This window comes from Campylobacter hominis ATCC BAA-381 (assembly GCF_000017585.1).
Taxonomy (GTDB): Bacteria; Campylobacterota; Campylobacteria; order Campylobacterales; family Campylobacteraceae; genus Campylobacter_B; species Campylobacter_B hominis.
Window position 1 is genome coordinate 757,398 of record NC_009714.1, and the last position, 22,929, is coordinate 780,326.

General features: G+C 31.7%; 22 protein-coding genes. 11 read left to right on the forward strand and 11 right to left on the reverse strand.

The window, feature by feature from the left end:
• Positions 1 to 24: 24 nt before the first annotated feature.
• The 6 genes from CHAB381_RS03855 (at position 25) to CHAB381_RS08445 (ending at position 6,480) form a co-directional block, all read left to right on the forward strand.
• Positions 25 to 1,488, forward strand: coding sequence for a peptidylprolyl isomerase (locus CHAB381_RS03855; RefSeq protein ID WP_012108675.1), 1,464 nt, complete (start codon positions 25 to 27; stop codon positions 1,486 to 1,488).
• Positions 1,481 to 2,830: a cell division protein FtsA gene (gene ftsA, locus CHAB381_RS03860; protein ID WP_012108676.1), complete on the forward strand. Its 1,350-nt coding sequence runs from the start codon at positions 1,481 to 1,483 to the stop codon at positions 2,828 to 2,830. The genes CHAB381_RS03855 and ftsA overlap by 8 nt, the downstream gene beginning before the upstream one ends.
• Positions 2,831 to 2,841: 11 nt before the next feature.
• Positions 2,842 to 3,984, forward strand: a complete 1,143-nt coding sequence (gene ftsZ, locus CHAB381_RS03865; protein ID WP_012108677.1) for a cell division protein FtsZ — start codon at positions 2,842 to 2,844, stop codon at positions 3,982 to 3,984.
• Positions 3,985 to 4,032: 48 nt separating this feature from the next.
• Positions 4,033 to 4,551, forward strand: a complete 519-nt coding sequence (locus CHAB381_RS03870; protein WP_012108678.1) for a pyridoxamine 5'-phosphate oxidase family protein — start codon at positions 4,033 to 4,035, stop codon at positions 4,549 to 4,551.
• A 59-nt stretch (positions 4,552 to 4,610) separates the two neighbouring features.
• Positions 4,611 to 5,789 (forward strand): replication-associated recombination protein A, encoded by a 1,179-nt coding sequence (locus tag CHAB381_RS03875; protein WP_012108679.1) that lies wholly within the window; start codon positions 4,611 to 4,613, stop codon positions 5,787 to 5,789.
• Positions 5,790 to 5,865: 76 nt separating this feature from the next.
• Positions 5,866 to 6,480 (forward strand): uracil-DNA glycosylase family protein, encoded by a 615-nt coding sequence (locus CHAB381_RS08445; RefSeq protein ID WP_012108680.1) that lies wholly within the window; start codon positions 5,866 to 5,868, stop codon positions 6,478 to 6,480.
• Positions 6,481 to 7,003: 523 nt separating this feature from the next.
• Here CHAB381_RS08445 and CHAB381_RS08990 read toward each other — a convergent pair.
• From CHAB381_RS08990 to CHAB381_RS03910, 6 genes are all read right to left on the reverse strand, one after another.
• Positions 7,004 to 7,657: an autotransporter outer membrane beta-barrel domain-containing protein gene (locus tag CHAB381_RS08990; RefSeq protein WP_223429431.1), complete on the reverse strand. Its 654-nt coding sequence runs from the start codon at positions 7,655 to 7,657 to the stop codon at positions 7,004 to 7,006.
• Positions 7,658 to 7,681: 24 nt separating this feature from the next.
• A complete protein-coding gene (locus CHAB381_RS08995) occupies positions 7,682 to 8,320 on the reverse strand; it encodes a hypothetical protein (protein WP_012108681.1) in 639 nt (212 codons plus the stop codon).
• Between the two features lie 157 nt (positions 8,321 to 8,477).
• Positions 8,478 to 9,470, reverse strand: coding sequence for a hypothetical protein (locus CHAB381_RS09000; RefSeq protein ID WP_232215075.1), 993 nt, complete (start codon positions 9,468 to 9,470; stop codon positions 8,478 to 8,480).
• 302 nt (positions 9,471 to 9,772) lie between these two features.
• On the reverse strand, positions 9,773 to 11,500 hold the full coding sequence (locus tag CHAB381_RS08880; RefSeq protein WP_012108682.1) for a hypothetical protein: 1,728 nt from the start codon (positions 11,498 to 11,500) through the stop codon (positions 9,773 to 9,775).
• A gap of 3 nt (positions 11,501 to 11,503) precedes the next feature.
• Positions 11,504 to 13,324, reverse strand: coding sequence for a glutamine--fructose-6-phosphate transaminase (isomerizing) (gene glmS, locus CHAB381_RS03905; RefSeq protein WP_012108683.1), 1,821 nt, complete (start codon positions 13,322 to 13,324; stop codon positions 11,504 to 11,506).
• A gap of 89 nt (positions 13,325 to 13,413) precedes the next feature.
• Complete coding sequence (locus CHAB381_RS03910; protein ID WP_012108684.1) at positions 13,414 to 13,806, reverse strand: hypothetical protein; 393 nt, start codon at positions 13,804 to 13,806, stop codon at positions 13,414 to 13,416.
• A 65-nt stretch (positions 13,807 to 13,871) separates the two neighbouring features.
• Between CHAB381_RS03910 and mqnE the strand changes: the two genes are divergently transcribed.
• From mqnE to CHAB381_RS03935, 5 genes are read left to right on the forward strand one after another with little or no spacing between them, the layout of a single operon-like run.
• Positions 13,872 to 14,933 (forward strand): aminofutalosine synthase MqnE, encoded by a 1,062-nt coding sequence (gene mqnE, locus CHAB381_RS03915; RefSeq protein ID WP_012108685.1) that lies wholly within the window; start codon positions 13,872 to 13,874, stop codon positions 14,931 to 14,933.
• Positions 14,933 to 15,379 carry a phosphoribosyltransferase gene (locus CHAB381_RS03920; RefSeq protein ID WP_012108686.1) on the forward strand — a complete coding sequence of 149 codons (447 nt, stop codon included), beginning with the start codon at positions 14,933 to 14,935 and terminating at the stop codon, positions 15,377 to 15,379. The genes mqnE and CHAB381_RS03920 overlap by 1 nt, the downstream gene beginning before the upstream one ends.
• Positions 15,376 to 16,536: an MFS transporter gene (locus tag CHAB381_RS03925; RefSeq protein WP_223429420.1), complete on the forward strand. Its 1,161-nt coding sequence runs from the start codon at positions 15,376 to 15,378 to the stop codon at positions 16,534 to 16,536. The genes CHAB381_RS03920 and CHAB381_RS03925 overlap by 4 nt, the downstream gene beginning before the upstream one ends.
• A complete protein-coding gene (locus CHAB381_RS03930) occupies positions 16,511 to 17,725 on the forward strand; it encodes an ArnT family glycosyltransferase (RefSeq protein ID WP_012108688.1) in 1,215 nt (404 codons plus the stop codon). The genes CHAB381_RS03925 and CHAB381_RS03930 overlap by 26 nt, the downstream gene beginning before the upstream one ends.
• A 23-nt stretch (positions 17,726 to 17,748) precedes the next feature.
• Positions 17,749 to 18,447, forward strand: a complete 699-nt coding sequence (locus CHAB381_RS03935) for a pilus assembly FimT family protein (RefSeq protein ID WP_012108689.1) — start codon at positions 17,749 to 17,751, stop codon at positions 18,445 to 18,447.
• Here the strand turns inward: CHAB381_RS03935 and CHAB381_RS03940 are convergent.
• The 5 genes from CHAB381_RS03940 to CHAB381_RS03960 form a co-directional block, all read right to left on the reverse strand.
• Positions 18,444 to 18,992, reverse strand: coding sequence for a GNAT family N-acetyltransferase (locus CHAB381_RS03940; protein ID WP_012108690.1), 549 nt, complete (start codon positions 18,990 to 18,992; stop codon positions 18,444 to 18,446). The two genes, CHAB381_RS03935 and CHAB381_RS03940, sit on opposite strands and share 4 nt — an antisense overlap.
• A 191-nt stretch (positions 18,993 to 19,183) precedes the next feature.
• Positions 19,184 to 19,828, reverse strand: a complete 645-nt coding sequence (locus CHAB381_RS03945; RefSeq protein ID WP_012108691.1) for an ABC transporter ATP-binding protein — start codon at positions 19,826 to 19,828, stop codon at positions 19,184 to 19,186.
• Positions 19,829 to 19,830: 2 nt separating this feature from the next.
• The gene (gene tsf, locus CHAB381_RS03950; RefSeq protein ID WP_012108692.1) at positions 19,831 to 20,889 is read right to left on the reverse strand and encodes a translation elongation factor Ts; all 1,059 of its coding nucleotides are present in this window, start codon (positions 20,887 to 20,889) and stop codon (positions 19,831 to 19,833) included.
• On the reverse strand, positions 20,889 to 21,692 hold the full coding sequence (gene rpsB, locus CHAB381_RS03955; RefSeq protein WP_012108693.1) for a 30S ribosomal protein S2: 804 nt from the start codon (positions 21,690 to 21,692) through the stop codon (positions 20,889 to 20,891). The genes tsf and rpsB overlap by 1 nt, the downstream gene beginning before the upstream one ends.
• A gap of 147 nt (positions 21,693 to 21,839) precedes the next feature.
• Entirely contained in the window at positions 21,840 to 22,880 is a 1,041-nt protein-coding gene (locus CHAB381_RS03960; RefSeq protein WP_012108694.1) for an acyltransferase family protein, read from the reverse strand.
• Between the last annotated feature and the right edge of the window lie 49 nt (positions 22,881 to 22,929).

Sequence of the window (22,929 nt, forward strand, 5' to 3'; positions counted from 1 at the left end):
TTTTGTTATTAAAAGGTAATTATAATGATAAATTGGATGCAAAAGCACAAAAAATCCTTAATTCCTACCGTCTGGATCAGCACGATAGCTTTCGTAGGTGCGGGATTTGTCGGTTGGGGTGCTTATGATTTAAATAAAAGCCGTTCAACTTCAGTAGCAAAAGTCGGCGATACGGCAATTAGTATAAAAGAATTTCAAAATAAATATAGTGAAGTATATAATTATTTAAAAAGTATCAGTGACGGAAAATTTACGGATGAACAAGCCAAAAAAATGCATCTTGATGAAATGGCAATAAATGCTTTAATACAAGATGCGATTTTGTTAAATTTTGCAAAAGATTTAGGCATAAATGCGAGTGACGAAGAAGTTGCGCGCGAGATTATAAATTCTGATAATTTTAAAACAGACGGCAAATTCAGCAAAAAACTTTATGAAAACGCTATGAAAAATGCCGGATTAAGCCAAAATGAGTATGAAAAAGAGCTTAAAAAAGTAATTATTTTAGATAAACTTAAAAAAGCAATCAGTATAAAACCTAATGCCGATGATATAGAAATGCTGACAGCAAGCGAATTTATGCAAGATAAAGTAGAAATCGCTATTGTGGATCAAAATGTAAGCACAATAACTTTTAACGATGATGAACTTAAAGATTTTTGGGAAAAAAATAAAAGTAAATATTTAACGCAAAAAACTTACGAAATGGACGCTTATTTTGTAGAACCGGAAAATAAAAATGTTGATGAAAAAACTTTGCGTGAATTTTTTGAAAAAAATCGTGATTTATACAGAAACGAAAATGATAAGCTTATGAGTTTTGAAGAAGCTAATGCAAGCGTTTTAAATGATTATTTGACAGATTTTAATAAAGACGAAGCTATTAAAAAATATTTAGATGTAAAAAAAGGCAAAATTTTTACTAACGAGAAGTTAGTCTTAAACGATAACGATGAAATTATAAAAAATTTGCAAAATATGAAAATAGGGGAGTTTAATAAACCTGTAAAATATAAAAATGGAAATTTAATAACAAAACTTACAAAAATAAATGAGCCGCAAATTATGGAGTTTGATGCAGCTAAAAAATTAGCAGGTAGTGATTTATTTAAAGCTAAAAAAGCTGAAGATTTAAAAAAATTAGCAGAAAACAGCTTAGGAAAAGTTGCGATGAAAGATATCGGTTTTGTTTCAAAAGCAAGCGAAAATACAACCAACGGAATTCTAAGCAACGAAGAATTTGCAAAATTTATTGGTTCACTCTTTGCAAGCGATAAACAAGATGGATATGTGTTATATGATAATAAAGCTCTTATTTATAAAATCACGAGCCAAACGCTTGATAATCCTATGAGTGCAAAATATATCAGTGCGCTTGAAAGTTCACTTTCAAAACTAATCAATACAAAATTACAAGAAGATCTTATTTCCGTTTTACAAAAACGATACGAAATACAAAGATATTATAAAGGTGGCGGCGTTGAGTAGTTATATTCTTGGGCTTGATATCGGTTCTATTGATATAAAAGCCGTAATTGCCAAATCCGATACAAACGGATTGTCAATTTGCGGTTTCGGCTTAGCGAAAACAACCGGTGTCAAAAAAGGCGTTATAACAAATATAGAACAAGCCTCAAACTGTATAAGAAAAGCTGTTTTTGATGCTACAAATACGGCTGGAAGACACTACGATAAAGTTGTAGTTTCTATTTCCGGAGCTTATACAAAAAGTGTAAAATCTCAAGGCGTTATAACAGTGCCTGATAATGAAATCAGTATAAATGAAATAAGACGAGCTATGGAAGTGGCGAAAGATACTGCTAATGTTCCGAATAATTATGTAAAGCTTCAAATTTTACCTTATAAATTCAAAGTTGACGAACAAGACGGTATAGAAGATCCGCTTGGAATGAGTGGAATGAGACTTGAAGTTAGCACTCACGTTATTATAGTGCCTGAAAATTCCATAAAAAATCTTACAAAATCGGTCGAGATGGCCGGAATAAATATTGATAATATAGTTCTTTCAGGTTATGCTTCAGCAATTGCGACGTTAAATGAAGATGAAAAAGAGTTGGGAGTTGCTTTAATAGATATGGGTGGAGCTGTTTGTGATATAGTCGTACATTTGGGCAATTCGCTTATGTATAATGACATTTTGCCATTCGGTTCAGCTAATATTACAAGCGATTTATCAAGCGGAATTCATACTTCTCTTGATTATGCTGAAAAGATTAAACTTAACTTTGACGATCTCTCAGTCAACGGACAAAGCGATATAAACTTACCTGAGCTTGGTGAAAACGGACAAACAAGAAATGTCAGTTTGGAAGTTATAACTCAAATTTTATTTTCTCGCATTCAAGAGATGTTGGTGGAAATTTATAAAAAAATATCAGCAAGCAGTTATGAAAACAAAATCGGTGCCGGTATTGTTTTAACCGGCGGTATGGCAAAACTGCCTGATGTAAAAGAGTTGACAAGAGAGATTTTTAGCGGATTTTCAATTCGTGTGGCAAAACCGCGTAATTTAGAAGGTTTGCATGAAATTTCTCAAGATCTATCAAATTCTTGCGTTATAGGACTTTGTCTTTATGGAAGCGGAAATTTTACACCTTATGAAATTGATTCAAATGGAGATTTGAAATTTAAAGGTGATAATAAAATACTTTTTGGAAACGATGTGGAAAATGAGTTGAACGGTGCTTTAAATGATAGTAAAAGTGATGAAAATACAAAAGAAAATTCGAAACTGTCATTGCCTGATAAACAGGATAGACCTAATACGGTAAAGCGAATTTGGAATTATATAAAAAGTTTGTATTGTTAGGAGAAATTTAAATGAAAGGTTTTAGCGTGGAAGAAAATAGCAGTGTTTATGGTGCTAAGATGAAAGTAATCGGTGTAGGCGGCGGCGGCGGAAATATGATAAACCATATGATTCGCGAAGGTTTTGTTTATGATAAAGTAGAGCTTATCGTTGCAAATACTGATGCTCAAGCACTTGATAAATCAGAAGCAAAAACAAGAATTCAATTAGGCGAAACAAAAGTCAAAGGTCTTGGAGCAGGCGGAAAGCCTGAAGTTGGAAAAGAATCTGCTGAAGAAAGCTATGATGAAATTAAAAATCAACTTGATTATGCGGATATTGTGTTTATCGGTTCAGGTTTTGGTGGTGGAACAGGCACCGGCGCGGCTCCTGTTGTAGCACGAGCTGCTAAAGAAAATAAATCTCTAACAATCGGCATTGTAACAACTCCTTTCGCTTTTGAAGGCTTAAAACGTATGAAACAAGCCAAAGCTGGTATTGAAGAACTTAAAAAAGAGTGTGATTCTATAATAGTAATACCTAATGAAAAACTTTTAAGCCTGGTTAACCCGAAAGAAGCAGGAATAAAGGATTGCTTTAAACTCGTAGATAATGTATTGATGAGAGCCGTTAACGGTATGGTTTCGGTCATTATGAATTCAGGTAAAAGTGACGTAAATGTAGATTTTGCAGATGTAAAAACAGTAATGTCACATCGCGGTATCGCTATAATGGGTGTAGGCGTAAGTGAAGGAGATGAAGCTGTAAATGAAGCGTTAAAAGATGCTCTTCAATCACCTCTTTTGGATGATATTTCAATTGACGGCGCAATGGGTGTTTTAGTACATTTTAGAATTAACACTAAATGTTCTCTTTTGGAAATAAGCAAAGCTATGACTATGGTTCAAGCCGCTGCAAGCGATGAAGCGGATATTATATTTGGAACTACAACGGATGAAAGTATTGAAAATAACCGCGTAGAGGTTACTTTGATTGCTACAGGTTTTGAACCTCCTAAAGCAGGCGAAAAAGATGACGGAGGCAAAGAAGAGCCGCATGATTTCAGAAAAGATTTTATAAAAAAAATGAGAGCTGCAAGCGGTAGTGATTTTACAAGCGATGATTATGATGAGATGGATAGAGAGCCTGCTTATACACGAAATAGAATGGATTAAAAATTATAAAATTTCAGCTCTTTACGGGCTGAAATTTTGCGAGTTAAAATGAGACGACAAGATAGAAATTTAACTGATATTGAAGCTTTTGAAATTATAGATAAATCTCAATTTGCAGTACTTTCATGTTTTGATTTCAGAAATGAACCTGAAATTTTTACAATTCCGATTTTAATCGTTAGAAGAGGCAAAAGTATCTTTGTTCACGGTGCGAAACTTGGAAGCAAAGCTGAAATTTTTAAAGATAACACTCCTGTTAGTTTTGTTTGTGTTAGTTATGCGCATGTTCCTGAACACGATATTTCTTATCTTCAAGATATAAAAAAAGATTATAAAAGACTTGCTGGTGAAGTTTTTACAACAGAATATAAAAGTGTAGTAGCAAAAACAAAAGTATATAAAATAAAAAACGAAAATAAAAAAATTGAAATTTTAAAACTTCTTTGCGAAAAATATACACCAAAATATATGGATTTTTTCGCAACTGCCGCAATTCCTGCGCTAAGTAAAATAAATATTTACGAATTTAAAATTTATGAACTGAGTGCAAAAGCGAAAATTTTATAAAAAATTATTTTTTAAACATAATTTAAATTTCTCTAAAAATATTAAAAAAGGAAAATTTTATGAGTTTAGCTTTAGATTACAGACCGGATAAAATTGACGATATATCAGGACAACACGAAATTAAAGCAATTTTTAGAGAATTTATAAAAAAGGAAAAAATACCGAACTCTATTTTTTTTGGACCTGCCGGAAGTGGTAAAACCACTCTTGCCAAGGTTCTGGCTAATGAGCTTAATTATACATTTTATGAACTTGATGCGTCAAATTTGAAAGTTGAAGATATTCGTAAAATTTTAAATATGCATGAAAATAGTCTTTACAAGCCGCTGATTTTTATTGATGAAATTCATCGCTTAAGTAAAAACCAACAAGAAATTTTGCTTATTCCACTTGAAAATCAAAAAGCCGTGATTATAGGCGCTACCACTGAAAATCCGCAATTTGTTTTAACAAGCGGTATTCGCTCGCGCTGTATGTTTTTTGAGTTCAAGGCGCTTACAAATGCCGATTTGTGCGAACTTTTTGAAAAGGTGCAGAAATCTTTAAATTTTACCATCGATAAAGAGGCGAAAAATTATTTGATCTCTTCAAGCGGCGGCGATGCAAGAGCTATGTTTAATTTGCTTGATTTTGCACTTTTAATTGATGAAAATATAAGCTTAAAGACATTAAAAACTCTTCGTGCAAATAGTATTGCTGAAGGCGCAAACAGCGATGATACGCATTATCAAATAATCAGCGCTTTTATAAAAAGTATCAGAGGAAGTGATATAGACGCTGCGATTTATTATTTGGCCCGTATGCTTGAAAATGGAGAGAGTCCTGATTTTATAGCGCGCAGGCTTATGATACTTTCCGCAGAAGACGTCGGCAATGCAAATCCACATGCTTTAAATATAGCTGCAAGCACGCTTTTCGCTGTTTCAAAAATAGGTATGCCGGAAGCCGGAATTATTCTGGCTCAATGCGTGGTTTATTTGGCAAGTTCGCCTAAATCAAACTCAAGCTATAAAGCGATAAACGGCGCGATTGATTTTGTTAGAAATAACGAAAATTTTGCTGTTCCAAGCTATTTGATAAATACTTCCAAAGAGCGTGAAAACTATCTTTATCCACATGATTTTGGCGGTTGGGTCAAACAAAATTATACAAGCAAACCTGTAAAATTTTATGAAAGTAAAGGAATAGGCTTTGAAAAAACTCTAAATGAGTGGATTGAAAAAATTAAAAATAAGTAAAATTTAATAACACTTCAAAAAATATAAATTGATTTTTATAATTTAATATTTTGAAATATTAAAAAAAAGGTAAATAATGATAAAAAGGGGCTTTGCGCCTATTTTTGATAAAAACTCAAAAATTTTGATTCTTGGAAGTATGCCTTCGATAGCTTCTATAAAATTCGGATTTTATTACGGGCATAAAAATAACAGATTTTGGAAAACTTTGGCTGCAATTTTTGATGATAAACTTCTGGGATCGCGAAATTTGGAGCAAATTATGATTTTGGATTTGCAAAGTACTGAATTTTCGGCACAACAAAATTTTAAACAAACAGAGTCTAAAAACAGCGAAATTTATGCGAAATTTGCAATAAACGGAAAAATAAATGTGCATATAAAATATAAAATCGACTTTTTGCTACGTGAAAAAATCGCACTTTATGATACTGTAAAAAGCGCCGATATAAAAGGATCAGCGGACGCTTCAATTAAAAATTACAGAGCAAATGATTTGGATGAAATTTTAGAAATAGCAGATATTAAAGCCATTTTTGCAAATGGTAAAAAATCTTATGAAGTTGCTAAAAAAGTTTTAAACAATGATAAAAGGCTAATGCTTCTAAATTCCACAAGCAGCGCAAATGCTAGAGTTTCGCTTGATGATTTGATAAACGAATGGTCGCAAAAAATATTTAAATTTTTATAAGGTATTTCGGATATTTTCTTTAAATTTGAGGTGTTAAATTTAAAAAATTTCAAACTGAATTTTGTTTTTGAACTAAAAGAAATTTTAAACTTTTTTAAAATTTAAATTTCGATTTTACAGTTTGAAATTTTAATGATTTTAAACTGTAAAATGATTTTTATGATTAAATGCTGTTTTTAAATTGCCAATGTTTGTTTGATACTTATCCGCTCTTGAATAAAGTTTGTAAAGCTTATAGAATTTCGGTTTATTTATAAGAATTCGCCTGTGAATTATTATAAATTTTTATTTTTTGTTTTTAGACGCTGTATTTGTAAATAAAAGATAATTTCACATTTCGTTTTATTACAGTTTAAAATTTAAGAATTTTAAAAATTTAAAAAAGATAAATAATTTTTTTAATTTAAATTAAAAAAATAACAAAAAAAGAAAAAAGTTGAAATTTTAAACAATTAAAATAAACATTTCCCCTTAATTTTAAGGGGAAATGTTTGAAAATTTTAAACATTGAAGTAAGAAACGTTTAAAATATAATCAAAAAACAGACAACATTTAAAAGTAAATGTGGAGTGCAAATTTTTACCATCCATACAAATCTAAGATTTGCACTAAGTTCATCTATCTTACCGCCCATTGCTCCAACACCAAAGCTTATATTTGATAGAGGTTTTATGCTATAAATAACACCAAGTTCACCTCCACCACTAAAGCCTTTATTTGTACTTTCTATAGTTTTATTTATATTAGGTGCATAGGTACTACTTTTGCCATCAAGCTCATATACAAGTCTTGCTCTTGCATATAGATTTGTATCTGTATTTGTCTTATAGTAAGCTATACTATCAAATTTAATTCTTTTTGATGAGACATCTTTGATATTTAAAGTTTCACCATTTATGTCTAAATCATAACCATCAACATTTGAATAAGCATAGCCAAGTCTATTTGTTAGCATAAATCTATCAAAGTAAGAATCATGTCCTAAAAATGCTCCAAGAGAGTAAAATGTAGAGTCTTTATTAATATTTAGATTATCGTAGCCTTTTAAGGTATATTTGTTATTTAACTTACCTATTTTTGTATAAGAGTCTATAAAGAAGTTATTTCTTAAATCAAATCTTGCCAATGCTCCTACTGCATAAGCTTTTATTTTACCATCATTTTTATAAGAGTTTATACTTCCATCATAATCTGCATAAGATTATTCAAAAAATCCACCCATTAATGCATTATCAGCTCTACTTGCAACACCTACATCTATAATTGCTCCATTTACATCAGTATCGCTTTTACCGATATTACTTTTATATCCTTTTACATATCCAAAGCTTATGATATTATCGGTATTTGCAGATACGTTATTATCAAGCATTGCTATGTTTGATATATTATCACTCATTAAATCACTCATTTGATTTACAACATGAGAACTTACCGAATTCGGTATTAATGTATGATTTATCTTAGGGTTAACTTTAGGAGTGATAGGCTTACTAGGCTCTGGTGTTGGAGTTGGAGTTGTTGATTCAATTTCTCCAACTTCTAAATATAAATTACTTTTATCTTTGTTTAACTCTACATTATAAATTGTACTAGCTCCTACTTCAGATACAATTGATTTAGTAACTTTAGTTAACTCTTTACTTTCTATTTCAAGGTCTTTATCTATAGCTTGTTTTTCTTCTAAAGTATCTTCATCAATAGAAGCTTTTTTAATAATGTAAATTTTTTCTTTTGGTTTAAGATTTTTTATAACAGCTTGACTTTCTCCTTGTTTTACATAAGGATTTACTTTTACACTGTTTAAAACTGTATCTTCATCTTCTGTTAATTGAAGCACTATATCATCCGCTTTTAAACCTTGTGGAAGATTAAAATTTGCTTCATCAAAGTTTTTAATATTTCCTGCTATCAGATCCTTACCGGTAACATTTAAGGTATTGCCTAAAATTGCTTCTTTATTAACACCATCTGAAAATCCACCATGGATTACACCTTTAACTAAAAAAGTGTTTACCTAAAGCTAAATCTCTTGCTGAGTTATGAAATAAATTTACAGTGTTATTTATAGCAGTGCTTTCATTTGAGTAGCCACCATAAACATCACCATCTATATTTGATGAAGTTATTGAAACGGTATTATTAGTTGCATTATTTGTTGATGCTCCGCCGGCAATTGCAAAATCTATATAGGGATGATCTTGTTTAGATATTTTTGATGAGATTATTTCTACTTCATTTTTATTGGCATCATTACCATAGCCAAAAAGCCATGAATCTCCGCCAATAATCGTACCTTTTACATTTGATGAAGTAATTTTTACTATATTTTCTTCAGTGACTATAGGTTCTTCGTCTGATGCTGCTACTCCGGAGATAATCGTAGCGTTGATTATGTTTGACTTATCTATTATTACTTCATTGTTTTGGGCTTTTCCTAGTGCTGTTCCACCTATTATTTGAAAATCCAAAATTTTGTTATCAGATATTAATTTTGATGAAGATATATTTATTCTATTATTTGAGCTATTTCCTTTGTTTTCATTGATTGTTCTTCCACCTACTATAGTTAATTTACTTATATTTGTTGAAATAGAATCAATATTTACTTTATTAAAATTTGTATTTCCTTCCCAGCTATCTGCTCCAAATATACGAATGTCCCTTGTTATTGTACTGGGCATTTTTGTAATATTTATATTATTATATGAAGCATCACTATTTTCAGACATTCCACCGATTAGATTTACTACATAGTTACTTGTGGCAATACCTGATAATTCTACATTTAGAGTATAGCCTTTTATTTCATTATTTCTATTTGCACCTGCAGCATAGACAACATTTTCTTTTATGCTTACTTTATCAAGAGTTATTTCTTTGGTCGACAAATTTCCTGCATTATGATTAAATGTAGGAAACATAAATGGTGGATTTATAACTTTAAATTCACTCTCTGATCCAAAAGCAGCACTATTAAAAAGTGCCAATATAAAACTCATAGATATAAAACTTTTTTTGAATATTGAATTGCCTAAATAATTAAATTTTAAATTTTTTATATTACGCTCTTTTAATTGTTTTTTTTGGAAGAATTGCTTTGAGTACAGATTAAATTATAAAAAGACCTTTGTTTCTCTCTCTTGCAGAAAATTTTTCATAAAATCACCTTTAAAATGAATTTTTTAAATTTTGTAAATATATTAAATTATTATTAAATAGCACTATTTTTTATAAAAAATAAGACAAAAATTTATTAAATTATTTTAATAAATTGCGCTGATTTTAAATATTATTTTATTTTTCTAAAAAGTGCAAAACCTATTATAAACAGTATATAAAAAGCAAGTGAAAAAATCTGAGATATGCTTATAAATATACTAAGTATCGCGATGGCAATATGTACAAAAACCGCAACTAAAAATAGCCAGACGCCTGAAATTTTAAATAGAGTAAAATATATTAAAATTTCAAAAATAAGCCAGCAAATTCCAAATATTGAAATTAAAATTAAAGCGACTTTCATAAAAAAATCTGCATTCAGTGGAATAAAAGTTCCAATTTGCGGAAAAAGTAAAAACAGTAAACATAAAATCATTAAAAATAATGACCAGGCGTATAGTTTGGCATTTCTAAAAAGAGTAGGGCGATTTGAAGCTGTAGCAGCCAAATAAAATGCCTTTAAAAGCGGTGAAATATGTAAAAAATAGACCAAAGCGCCTATTATAATAATCAAACTAAGTCCTGAATAAAGCGGGCTTGCAGTTATTGTATCTACATAAGGCAAGTTCAAAATAAATATAATTATTTGATTTAAAATTTGCGGTGCGAAAATTTTAAGCATTCCGAAAATTCCAAAAAATATAAGCGGTAACGCATAAGCCAAAATTCCGGCTTTTCTAATTTTTCCTGCATAAATTTGTGTTTCTATACTTGATTTACCACTATTTGTGGCAAACTCGAAAAGCGGCATATTTTGTTTATTCATACCGTTTGTTTTTGATGATGGAACATTTTGAGATTGATATGATTTTTTTGAGTTTTCTCTTGCTTTAGCAAAGTATGCATTAGCGTCAAATTTCGGTTTTGTCTGATTTATCTGTTCGTTTGAAGCGACATTAGGATTATGTGAAAATGCTGAATATTTCGACTTTTCGTTTTCAGCCGCTTTAGCCTGCATTTTTTTACGCATTTCTTCAAATTTTTTAGCCACGTCCGACATTTCATGTTTCGGTTCGTTTGTATTTTTGACTGTATCAGCTTTAAAATCTTGAGAAAAACCGGAATTTTGTGCGCCTGCAAAATTTTGATTATTTGATGTATTTTGCGCTATATTTCTATTTGATTCCAAATTTTGCGTGTTTTGCGTTGAAACCGTTTCTTTTTTATCTGCTTCTTGAGCTTTTTTTTGGGCAAAAAGTTCGGCTATTTTTGTTTTTGAAGTACTTTCAAAATTTTGTTTTTCACTACCGCCAGTCTGATTTTTAATATTTTCATTTCTTTTTTTGTTTTTACCGAAATTAAGAGAATAACGAGCTAGATTATCTTTTGCGTGTTTTGATTCATATTCTGCCCGTTTTGCAGCTGCTATAAGTTCTTCTTCAGCCTTTCTTTCAGCCTCTTTTTGTGCAGCTTTTTTTCGTGCTTCTTCTTCGGCAGCTTTTTTCGCCTCTTCTTCAGCCTTTTTTTTGGCTTCGTATGCTTCCTGCTCTTTTTGTTTATCCGTTTTAAGCATATCAAAGCTGAACCATGAATTTGATTTTTTGTTTTCTTTTATTTGTGAAGTTTTATCATTTGAGATAGATTCAGCTTTCAAATTTTGCTGTTTTGATTTATTTAACCGGTTTTCGTTTTTACTTTTTGTGACTTGCACCTCTACCGCTTTTACGCCCGCCATTTCAAAACTGACTTCATCGCCGATTGAAGCGTTTGGACTTAGTAAATCAAGAGGTGAGAAAAAATACTCTTTTCCGCCTGATGTAATTATATTTTCTGCTGTTATTGTCCCTGTTAAAACCATTTTTTACTCCACTGTAACACTTTTTGCAAGATTTCTAGGCATATCCACATCATTTCCAAGACGGATTGAAATTTCTAAAGCTAAAAGTTGTAAAATTATCATCATCTCGAAAAATTCGCACATAGGATGGTTGAAATCTCTTGTTTTTATAAAATCATCCGCTAAATCAAACTCAAACGGAGAAATTGCCAAAATATAACTATCACGTGCCGCAAGCTCTTCTACATTGCTTTTTGTTTTATCATAAAGAGAGTTTTTAGGCATAAGTGCGATTGTAAAAAGTTTTTCATCGGCAAGCGCGATAGGACCGTGTTTCATTTCGCCACTTGGATAACCTTCCGCGTGAAGATAACTTATTTCTTTCAGTTTTAAAGCACCCTCAAGCGCTAAAGGATAAAAAATGTCCCGTCCGATAAAAAAGAAGCCATGACCGTGTAAATAGTGTTTTGACATTCTAAAAATTTTATCTTGAAGTTTTCGATCAACGTTTAAAATTTGTGAAATTTTACGCATTGCCAAAATTTCACTGTTTTTATCTTCCATACTTAAAACTTTGCGCTCATTTGCAAGATATACGCAAAACATCCAAAGTACCATAACTTGCGTTGCAAAAGCTTTTGTAGAGGCTACGCCTTTTTCAATTCCGGCTCTTGTTAATATAGTAAAATCTGCCGTTCGAACGATTGAACTGTTATCGACATTACAAATTGCAAGCGTTTTTACACCAGCTTTTTTAGCGATTTTAAGTGCTTCAAGAGTATCTGCCGTTTCGCCGCTTTGGCTTATTACAATAAAAAGCGAATTTTTATTCATAAGAGGTTTACGGTATCTGAATTCGCTTGCTATTTCAACTTTTGCACGAATTTCTGCAATTTTTTCAAGCATATAACTTGCCGTAAGAGCTGCGTGATAGCTGGTTCCGCAAGCACATAAAATGATTTCGTTTATACCGCTGAAATCGGCGTCTTTCAACTCTTCAAAATAAATTTTGTCTTCTCTTATTCTTCCCATTAAAGTTTCGCTTATAACTTGTGACTGCTCGTAAATCTCTTTTTCCATAAAAAAGCGGTATCCCTCTTTTTGTGCGAAACTTCGGTCTTGTTTGAGTTCTATAAAATTAGGTGTAATTTTTTTTGTGTTGTTAAAAATTTCGATTTCGCCCATCTTCGCCACACCGTAAACACCGTCGTCAAGATAAGTAACATTTTGCGCTATTCCTATTAAAGGAGCGTCAGAAGAGCTGAAAATCACTTCATTTTCGCTATTTTTTCCGATTATCAAAGGAACTGCGTTTTTGGCGAAAAATATACATTCAGGCGCAACTTTTGTGATAAGCAAAATTGCAAAAGAGCCTTTTAATTTTTTTACGGTTTCACCAAAAGCTTTAAATGCATTTTTCTCTTTTTTATTTATTTTTTCAAATAGATGAACGATTACTTCGGTATCTGTTTGGCTAAGAAATTTTACGCCGTCATTTTCAAGCTCTTTTTTTATCTCTGCATAGTTTTCGATGATTCCGTTGTGTATAACAAAACTGTATTCGCCAAGATGCGGATGAGCATTTAATTCAGTAGGTTTGCCGTGCGTCGCCCATCTGGTGTGTCCTATGGCTACGCCAAAACCGCTGCTTGTGAAGTCTTTGGTTTTATTTCTTAAATTTTCAAGTTTACCGACTGCTTTAAAATAATGGATGTCACGTCCGCCTTCGCCGCACATTACAGCGATTCCGGCGCTATCGTAACCACGATATTCAAGCTCTTTTAAACCATTTAATATAATCTCTTTTTTTTCTTTATTTCCTATATAGCCTACGATTCCGCACATAAATTTATTATCCTTTTTAACTATTTTATATTTCAAAAAATTTCACATGTAATTTCAATTTATATTTTTTAACTTTGTATTATAGCAATTTAAACTGATAAATCGAAATTTTTTATCAAATTTTCGTAAAATTCGCGCTCTTTTTTATAATTTTGTGGGAAAAGTGCAGTTTTGTAAATATATAAAATTTTAATTTGAATTTTATTTTCAAAGCTAATTTTCTCGTTTTTAAGAATTTTAAGACCGAATTCGCTCCGAATTCCTAAAATTTTACAAAATTTAATAAATTCGTTTTCATCTTTTGAAATAAGCAAAACTTTAAGCAAATCCTTGCTGTTTTGGCACAAATCAAAATATACCGCATTTGCAAAAAAATCATTGAAATTTCCTAAATTTCGCAAATATTTCACATCGCAAAATTCTTCTAAATTTTCTACGAAATTTTCACTTTTAAAAGCTCTTTTAAATTCGCTGTAATCCATTTTAAAACCTATATTTAAGTCTAAAATATTATAATAGCAGATATTTTAAAATTTTAAGGTTAAAGATGGGCTTGATAGAAAAGTTAAAAAGCGGTGATAGACTGAATTTCAACGATGGCGTGAAAATGTATGATATGGATCTGTTTGAACTAGGCACTTTTGCAAATGCGAAACGGGAAAAGATGCACGGAAAAAAAGTTTTTTTTAATGTCAATCGCCACATAAATCCTACAAATCTTTGTAGTGATGTTTGCCTGTTTTGCGCATTTTCAGCGCACCGTAAAAACGAAAAAGCTTACACTATGAGCCACGAAGAGATAATGTCCATCGTAGATGAGAGCGTAAAACATGGTGTAAAGGAAATTCACATCGTATCGGCGCATAATCCTAATGTAAGCTGGCAGTGGTATTTGGAAATTTTTAAAATGATAAAAGATAAATATCCGTTTTTACATATCAAAGCGATGACGGCTGCAGAAGTTGATTTTTTGAGTAGAAAATTCGGCTTTACTTACGAAAAAACTCTTAAACTTATCGAAGAATACGGCGTCGATTCAATGCCTGGAGGAGGCGCTGAAATTTTTGACGAAGAAATTCGAAAAAAAATCTGTGACGGAAAGGTAAAATCAAACGAGTGGTTTGAAATTCACAAAATTTGGCACAAAATGGGACATAAAAGTAACGCAAATATGCTTTTCGGGCATATTGAAAAAAGAGAGCATAGAATCGATCATATGCTTCGTTTGCGTGATTTACAGGATGAAACGGGCGGTTTTAATGCGTTTATTCCTTGTGTTTATCAAATTTATAATAATTTTTTGCATATCGAAAAATCTCCCGGTTCGGTTGAAATTTTAAAAACTTATGCGATAGCGCGTCTGCTTTTGGATAATATCGCGCATATAAAAGCATATTGGCCGACAACTACGTTAAAGCTTGCAATTACAGCTCAGGAATTCGGTTGCGATGATATGGACGGCACAATTGAAAAAGAGAGCATTCAAAGCAGTGCAGGAGCAAAAAGTGCAAACGGAACCAGCGCAAATAAATTTATAGAGCTTATTAAAAATGCAGGATTTATTCCTGTTGAGCGCGATAGTATGTATAATGAAATCAGGACATTTTGATGAAATTTTATAGTTTTGATGAGTTTAATAAGGATGTGCGTAAAATTTCAACGCAAATAAGAGATGAATTTTCGCCTGATGCTATCGTTGGAATAGCGCGCGGCGGGCTTAGCTTCGCTCATGCGATTTCAAACGCGCTCCATCTGCGCACAATTTTCAGCATAAATTCCATCCATTACAATGAAAATCAAAAACTTGATACCATTGAGGTTTTTAATATTCCGGATTTAACGAAATTCAGAAAAATTTTGCTTGTTGATGATATCGTAGATAGCGGCGAAAGTTTAGCTGAGATTATTGAAATTTTAAAGCGGAAATTTCCTGAAACTGCATTTAAAACAGCGGTTATTTTTTATAAATCTCGTGCACTGGTTAAGCCTGATTTTAAAATTAATAAAACGGATGAGTGGATAAATTTTTTCTGGGAAAATTATGAGTGTGAATGATGGATAAAAAAGAGCTTTTTGTAATGTATTTCTGCGTCGTTCTTACGATGTCGGTTATGTATGCGACGCAACCTTTACAACCGCATTTTGAAGAAATTTTGCAAATCAGCAAATTTCAAGCTTCTCTTTTTATGACGGCGACTTTGATTCCTTTGGCTTTTGCATCAATTTTTTACGGATTTTTACTTGAAAAAATTACGATTAAAAAGGCTCTTATTGTCGCTTTTGGCGCTTTTTCGGTGCTGGAGTTTATATTTGCTAGCACTTCAAGTTATACTTTGCTTCTTAGTATTCGTGTTTTACAGGGATTTATCGTGCCTGTGGCGCTGACAGGAATTGTCAGTTTTATCTCGCAAAACTCATCTTCGAAAAAAATCGCAAGTGCAGTCAGTGCATATGTAGGAATTACTATTTTAGGCGGTTTTTTTGGCAGACTTTTAAGCGGAATTTGCTCCGATTTATTTGGCTGGAGAGTATTTTTTTATTTTATTTCTCTTATGCTTGCTTTGGCTGTTTTTTTGCTTTGTCGTATAAAAGGGGATGCGGTTTCCGGATATTCAAAACCGAAATTCAGGACAATTTTACAAATTTTTGAAATTCGTCATAATTTTTATACATATTTAGCCATTTTTTGCATCTTTTTTGTGTTTCAAGGCGTTTTAAATATTATGCCTTTTGAACTTTTAAGATTGGACGGAAATTTTAGCGGCTCAAAAATCGGTTTTATGTATTTCGGATATATCATAGGAATTCTGGTTTCATTTAACGCGGCTAAAATTGTCAAATTTTTTGGAAACGAAATAAAAGCCATAATGGTCGGCGCGATAATTTTTACTGTTTCGATTCAAATTTTACGCATTGAAAATTACGGCGTAATTTTTACTGGAATGCTTATTTTTTGCCTTGGCAGTTTTATCGCACATTCCGTTGCAAACGGCTTTATAAATAAACGAGCGCTATCTCATAAGGCGATTTGCAATGGACTTTATATAAGTTTTTATTATGCAGGCGGCGCACTTGGAACATTTGTGCCTGGATTTTTTTATGGAATCGGCGGTTGGGGATTATTTTTGAGTGTATTAACTGTCGTACTGTTTTGCGCTATATTTTGTATTTATAAGTTGAAAAAATATGAAAAACGAGAAATTTTATCATAATGAATATATAGTTTTACCGATTTTGTGCGCTTTTGAAGCTTTATTTCTGATATATGCGATCAGTAATCTCAGCATCAGTTTTTATGAGGCTGAAATTTTTTATGAAAGCGATTCTTTGGTAGGCATTATAACAAGGGCTTTTACAAAACTTTTTGGACAAAATGATTATGCAGTTAGAGCACCTTTTATAATTTTGCATTTTATAAATTGTATTTTACTTTATAAAGTGAGTAAATATTTGCTAAAACGCCGTTTTGATCGCGTTATCAGTGTAATGCTTTATATGATTTTACCAGGAACATTAGCCAGTTCGATTTTGGTAAATATGGCAGGAATCATTATATTTTTTACACTTTTACTTATATTTTTTGAAGAAAAAAATTTAAAAATTCCATTTTATATAATACTTTTTATAACGGCATTTATAGATAAAAGCTTTTTTATTTTATATTTTTGCTTTTTTATTTATGCATTTTTCTATAAAAAAACTTTTATGGCAATAGTTTCAATAGGGCTTTTTGCGTTTATGATTTCTTTTTATAATTTGGGATTTGAAGGAAAACCGAAAGACTATTTTTTGGATACTTTAGGCGTTTTTGCAGCGACTTTTTCGCCTATAGTATTTTTGTTTTTTGTCTATACGATCTATAGAATTTGGTTGAAAGACAGTAAAAATTTATTGTTTTTTATAGCTACTACGACATTCTGCGCGACTCTTCTTCTATCTATTCGTCAAAAAACAGCTCTTGAAATGATTTTGCCATATTGCATTATTTCTACACCTTTGATTATTCGCGCGTTTTTTAATTCTTATCGCGTGCGGCTTCCTGTATTTCGCAAAGCACACAAATTTTTTGCTATTTTGGCTTTATCGGTACTGCTTATCAGCTCTGCTCTTATAATTTTCAATCAATCATTATATATGATATTTTTTTCGCAAAAGCCGCAAAAACATTTTATTTATAAATATGATGTTGCAAAAGATTTGGCAAAATCCTTGCAAGATATAAACGTAAATTGCGTAAATTCGGGCGATGAGGAATTAAATTTAAGGCTTAAATTTTACGGTATAAACAAATGTGAAAAAGTTGAAATTTCACAAAAATTTATAGAGAATTTTGATAAAACAATTGAAATTTCAAAATATAATGTGCGAATTGCAAAATTTTATGTTAAAATGATAAAATAAATTTTATAAGTAAGGTTTAAAAAATGAAAAAAGCTTTTACAATGATTGAACTTATATTTATCATCGTGGTAGTCGGAATTTTAGCAGCTGTTGCGATTCCTAGGATTGATCGCGATAATTTGATTGAACTTGTCGATCAGGTTACTACACATATACGATATACTCAACAACTTGCAATGATGGATAATGTATATGACGGCTCTGATGAACATTGGTATAGAGGGTATTGGAGAATTCAGTTTAGCGACTCGGCAGATGGTGGGGATGGCTGGAAATATTCTGTTTATAAAGATTTACCTGGTTATAGCGGAAATTTAAATAGCGAAAGAGAAGTTGCTCGCGATCCGCAAAATGAACAAAGATTTCTTACTTCAGGAGCAAGCGGTTTTTCGGCAAATACAGATTCAAAGAAAATGAATAAAAAATTAAATCTAAAAAATACCTATGATATACAAAAAATAGATTTTGATAAAAACTGTGGAGGTCAAACTATTGCATTTGACAGTAAAGGTCGTCCGCACGGTGCGCCGCAAAATGCAAAGAATCCTTACGATAAGGTGTTACATACACCATGTATAATAACTTTTACAGATTCGGGCGGCAGATCTATACAGATTGCAGTTCAGCCTGAAACAGGTTTTATCAGCGATAACCGTGCAGAAGCAATTGAAAAAAATTGGAAAGCCGGAAACTTTAAAAAATTTGATAATAAAGAATTTTAATTTATTTTTTTCAAATAAAAATATAAGTGAGAATATAAAATTTTATTTTTTGAAAATTTAAAACCTAATTTATCATAAACCGCTTGTGCTGTTTTATTATTTTGTTCTACTAAAAGCGAAAGTGGTTTATGTCTTTTTACAGCAATCTCAAATGCGAAATTTATAAGTTCTTTTGCAATGCCACGTCCGCGAAATCTTTCGTCTACAGCAAGCGAATCCAAATAAACATCGCTACTGTCGCATTCCGGAATAATTTTATATTTCAGACCAAGTTTTTGTATATTTTCATTTAATGTGCTATCCAACGATTTAATTTCATTGCCGTCATAAATGACGATGGCTCCAACTATTTCGTTATTCTTCACATATACGTAAGTGTTTTCAAAACTTAAACGATTTTTTTGCATTTTAAAAAAATCTTCATATACTAAAAAAGCGCTTTTAAGATCTTTTTGTCCAGTGAGATCATATATCATATCGTCCATTGCCAAATACAAAAGTTTTGTTGCGGCTTTTGCGTCTTCTATTTTTGCTTGTCGTATCATTCAAGACTCCAAATTTATAAAATTTTTCGGGTATTTTATCACAATAAACGTAAAGTTTTTTAAAAGTTTGCTTAAATATCGCATTATGTGAATTAAAAATTCATAAATTTAAAAAAATCGGTGTTTATTATAAAAATTAAATTTATGTTTTTTTTGATATGCAAAATATTTTTTAATTGAAATTTAGAGATTTATCTGATTTTTATTAGCTTTTTGTCAACCAAGCGATAAACGCTGGAGCATTTTTGTGCCAAATTTTCATCATGAGTAACTAAAATCAAACCGCCATCTTTTTTGTTGATATAATCGAACAATACGTCAAATACATCATTTGCAGTATCCTTATCAAGATTTCCGGTCGGTTCGTCCGCAAAAATTATATTTGGGTTTTTGTGAAGCACTCTTGCGATTGATATGCGTTGTTGTTGTCCGCCTGAAAGTTCGCCGATTTTTTGCTTTAAAATTTGTGAAATTTGAAGTTTATCCAAAATTTCATTATCAATTTTTTTATTTACAAGTTTTGCAGCCAACTCTATGTTTTCGTAGGCGGAAAAACCTTTAAATAAGTAATGTGATTGAAAAATTATACCAAAATCATTTCTTCTGATTTTAAGGCGTTCATCAGAACTGAGTGAATATATTTCGCGTTCATTATAAAAAACTTCGCCTGAGTTCGGTTTTAAAAGTGTAGATAAAATATGAAGCATAGTCGATTTTCCACAACCGCTGACGCCAAGAATTGCTATACTTTCGCGGTTGTGAAGAGTGATATTTATATTTTCAAAGAGCGTATATTCAAACGCATGGGTTAAATTTACGCCCCTTAAAAGTTCCATTTCTAGCCTATTTGAGCAGCGACTTCAGCTGCGAAATCCTCTGACTTTTTCTCCAAACCTTCTCCTACTTCATAACGGATATAATTTGTAATAGTGATTTTACCGCCAAATTCTTTGCTTTTTTCATCAATAACCTGTTCAATTGTCTTTTTATCGTCCATTACAAAAAATTGTCCTAGAAGTGTAAGACGTTGATCAAGTAAGGTATTATCCGCCAAAAATCTTTCCAGTTTTCCAGGTATTATTTTATCCCAAATTTTTTCAGGCTTGCCTTCTTTTTTTAGTTCGGCTCTAATTTTTTCTTTTTCTTTTTCGATTATTTCATCGCTTATTTGAGCTCTGCTTGCAAATTCAGGTATATGATTTAGCGGTTTTCCAAGTCGTTTTAATTCTTCATTTTCTTTTTCAAGTTCAGCTTTTAGCGCGGTCAGCTCGCTTTTTAAAAAATCAGGATTAAATTCTTTGTAGCTGATTACGCTTGGTTTCATTGCTGCTGCATGCATGCAAAGTTGATATATAAAATCAGCCGCTTTTTTACGATCGACATTTTCGCAAGTCGCACTTATTATAACGCCTACGCGTGAGTTCGAGTGTAAATATCCATTTAACACTCCGCCGTTTGCATTTATTGTATTAAATCTGCGAACTACTAAATTTTCACCTATTGTCGCTATTTGATTTGTAATAAAATCGCTGAATTTTTCACCGTTTATCAGGCTGTTGTTTAAAGCTTCTACATTTGTTATATTGCTATCTTGAATATGTTTTGTAGTGTTGTTTACAAAATTTATAAATTTATCATTTTTGGCTACAAAATCCGTTTCAGAGTTTATTTCGCTGATTGTAGCTTTGCTGAAATCTGAATTAACTAAAACACAAACTAAACCTTCACTAGCTAATCTGTCCGCTTTTTTAGCAGCTTTACCAAGTCCTTTTTCGTGTAAAACTTTAATCGCTTGCTCCATATCTCCATTAGCTTCAACAAGGGCTTTTTTGCAATCCATCATTCCAGCTCCGGTTGATTCCCGAAGATCTTTTACCATTTTTGCTGTTATTTGCATTATTCTTTATCCTCCGGAATTTCGAAATCTTCTTCGTTCATTGCCTCGTCTAAAATGTCGTCTTTTTCTTCTTGTGAAACTTCATCCTGTTCTTTATTTTGAATTTCTTCTTCACTATCTTGATCTCTTAATGCTTTTCCTTCATTTATAGCTTCAGACATTTCTTGACAGAAGAGTTGAATTGAACGAATCGCATCATCATTACCTGGAATAGGGAAATCTACAACATCAGGATCACAATTTGTATCAAGTGGTGCTATTACAGGCATACCTAGACGATTTGCTTCTTTTACGGCAATTTTTTCTTTTACGCAGTCTATCACAAAAACCATATCAGGCAAGTTTTTCATATTACGAATTCCACCAAGATAAAGCTCTAATTTTGCTTTTTTGCTTTTTAACATTCCTGCTTCTTTTTTTGTTAAAAGATCCATTGAACCGTCTGTTTCCATTTGTTCTATAACTTCAAGTTTTCTGATTGATTGTTTTATTGTGTCGAAATTTGTAAGCATTCCACCAAGCCATCTGTGATTTACATAAGGCATTTCGCATTTTTCTGCAAACTCTTTTATAGCTGCACCAGCTTGTTTTTTCGTTCCTACAAAAAGTATTGTTTTACCTTCAGCGGCCGCATCGCGAACGATATTGTAAGTATATCGAAAATAGCGGATTGTTTTTTGCAAATCTATAATATAGATACCTTTTCTCTCGCCAAAAATAAATTTCTTCATTTTTGGATTCCATCTGCGAGTTTGGTGGCCAAAATGCACACCGCATTCCAATAAATCTCTCATTGTTACCATGAGTTTCTCCTTATGGGCGTTAGCCCGAAATTTAGTTTAATTCCTCCGCATACATTAACGAAATTTTTTTATAAAATTTAAAAATTTCGCAACCGAAATTTAGGATTTATGCGTGTGAAATAAAGTGTGGATTATATCTTTTTTTGACTAAATTTCAGCTTTAAAAATTTTAAACAGAATTTGGCGAATCATATCCGTAAAAAATCCTAAAAAGAAAACGATAAAAACAGATCTGAAAAGATACAAAATGCTGTCATCTCTGCCCCAAAAATCGTTCGTATGCAAAATTTCACCGTATAAAAACGGTTTAAATAAAAATGCCTCTTGGAAAAGATAAATTCCAAAAACGGCGGAACTGAAAAACATAATTGTTTTTGTTGTTTTTTCACTAAAAATTATTCCTTTTACGCTTAAAAATATTGCAATGCTGGCAATTAGCGCAAGAGGAGCTGTATATTCGCATTTGTTTACAATAAATTTATCTATAAACCACGAAATATCTCTAATATAAAAACATCCCCAAAGTGCAAACGTTGCAAGCAGATATATGCCGACACTTTGCCATTTTTTATAACGAGGTGCATTCAGGCTTAAATATCCGCCGACGAAGTATAAGCATATAAACCATATCAGATTATATCCACCTACAAGTTGCGTAATTTCATCAACATTGAAGCGTTTTGCGGCATATGAAAATATAAAAACACCGATAAGAATGCAGTTCAGTTGTCTTTTACTTGAATTTAGTAAAATTAAATTTAAAAGCGGTGAAATTAAAAACAGAAGTGCATAGCTTGTAAAAAACCAATATCTGTTGCTTGTAATCGGAAAAAATGTAACTAAAAAATCATAAAATTTAAGATCGGCTCCAAAATAAAAAACAGCCACCGCTTCCAAGAAAAATCCATAAAACAGGACGCTAAACCAAAGCGGAATAAGTTTTGCGGGACGGAATTTCGAATGTATCATAAAAAATCCGGTAATTATTACAAAAATATTTACGGCAATCATAAAAAAAGCATATAAAAGGCGCAATATAGAGAGTTCAAAATCGCTTGCGGCATGTCCTAAAAATCCTCCGAAATTTAACATATGAACGCAAGTTATTAGAAAAATCGCAAAAATTCTAAGCAGCTCAATTCCGCCTTCACGTTGCTTTTTGGCTTTCGGTGTTGTTTCGGTCTGCATATTTTTCCTTATTTTATAATTTATTTAAATTTTTAAGAAATATTTTAAA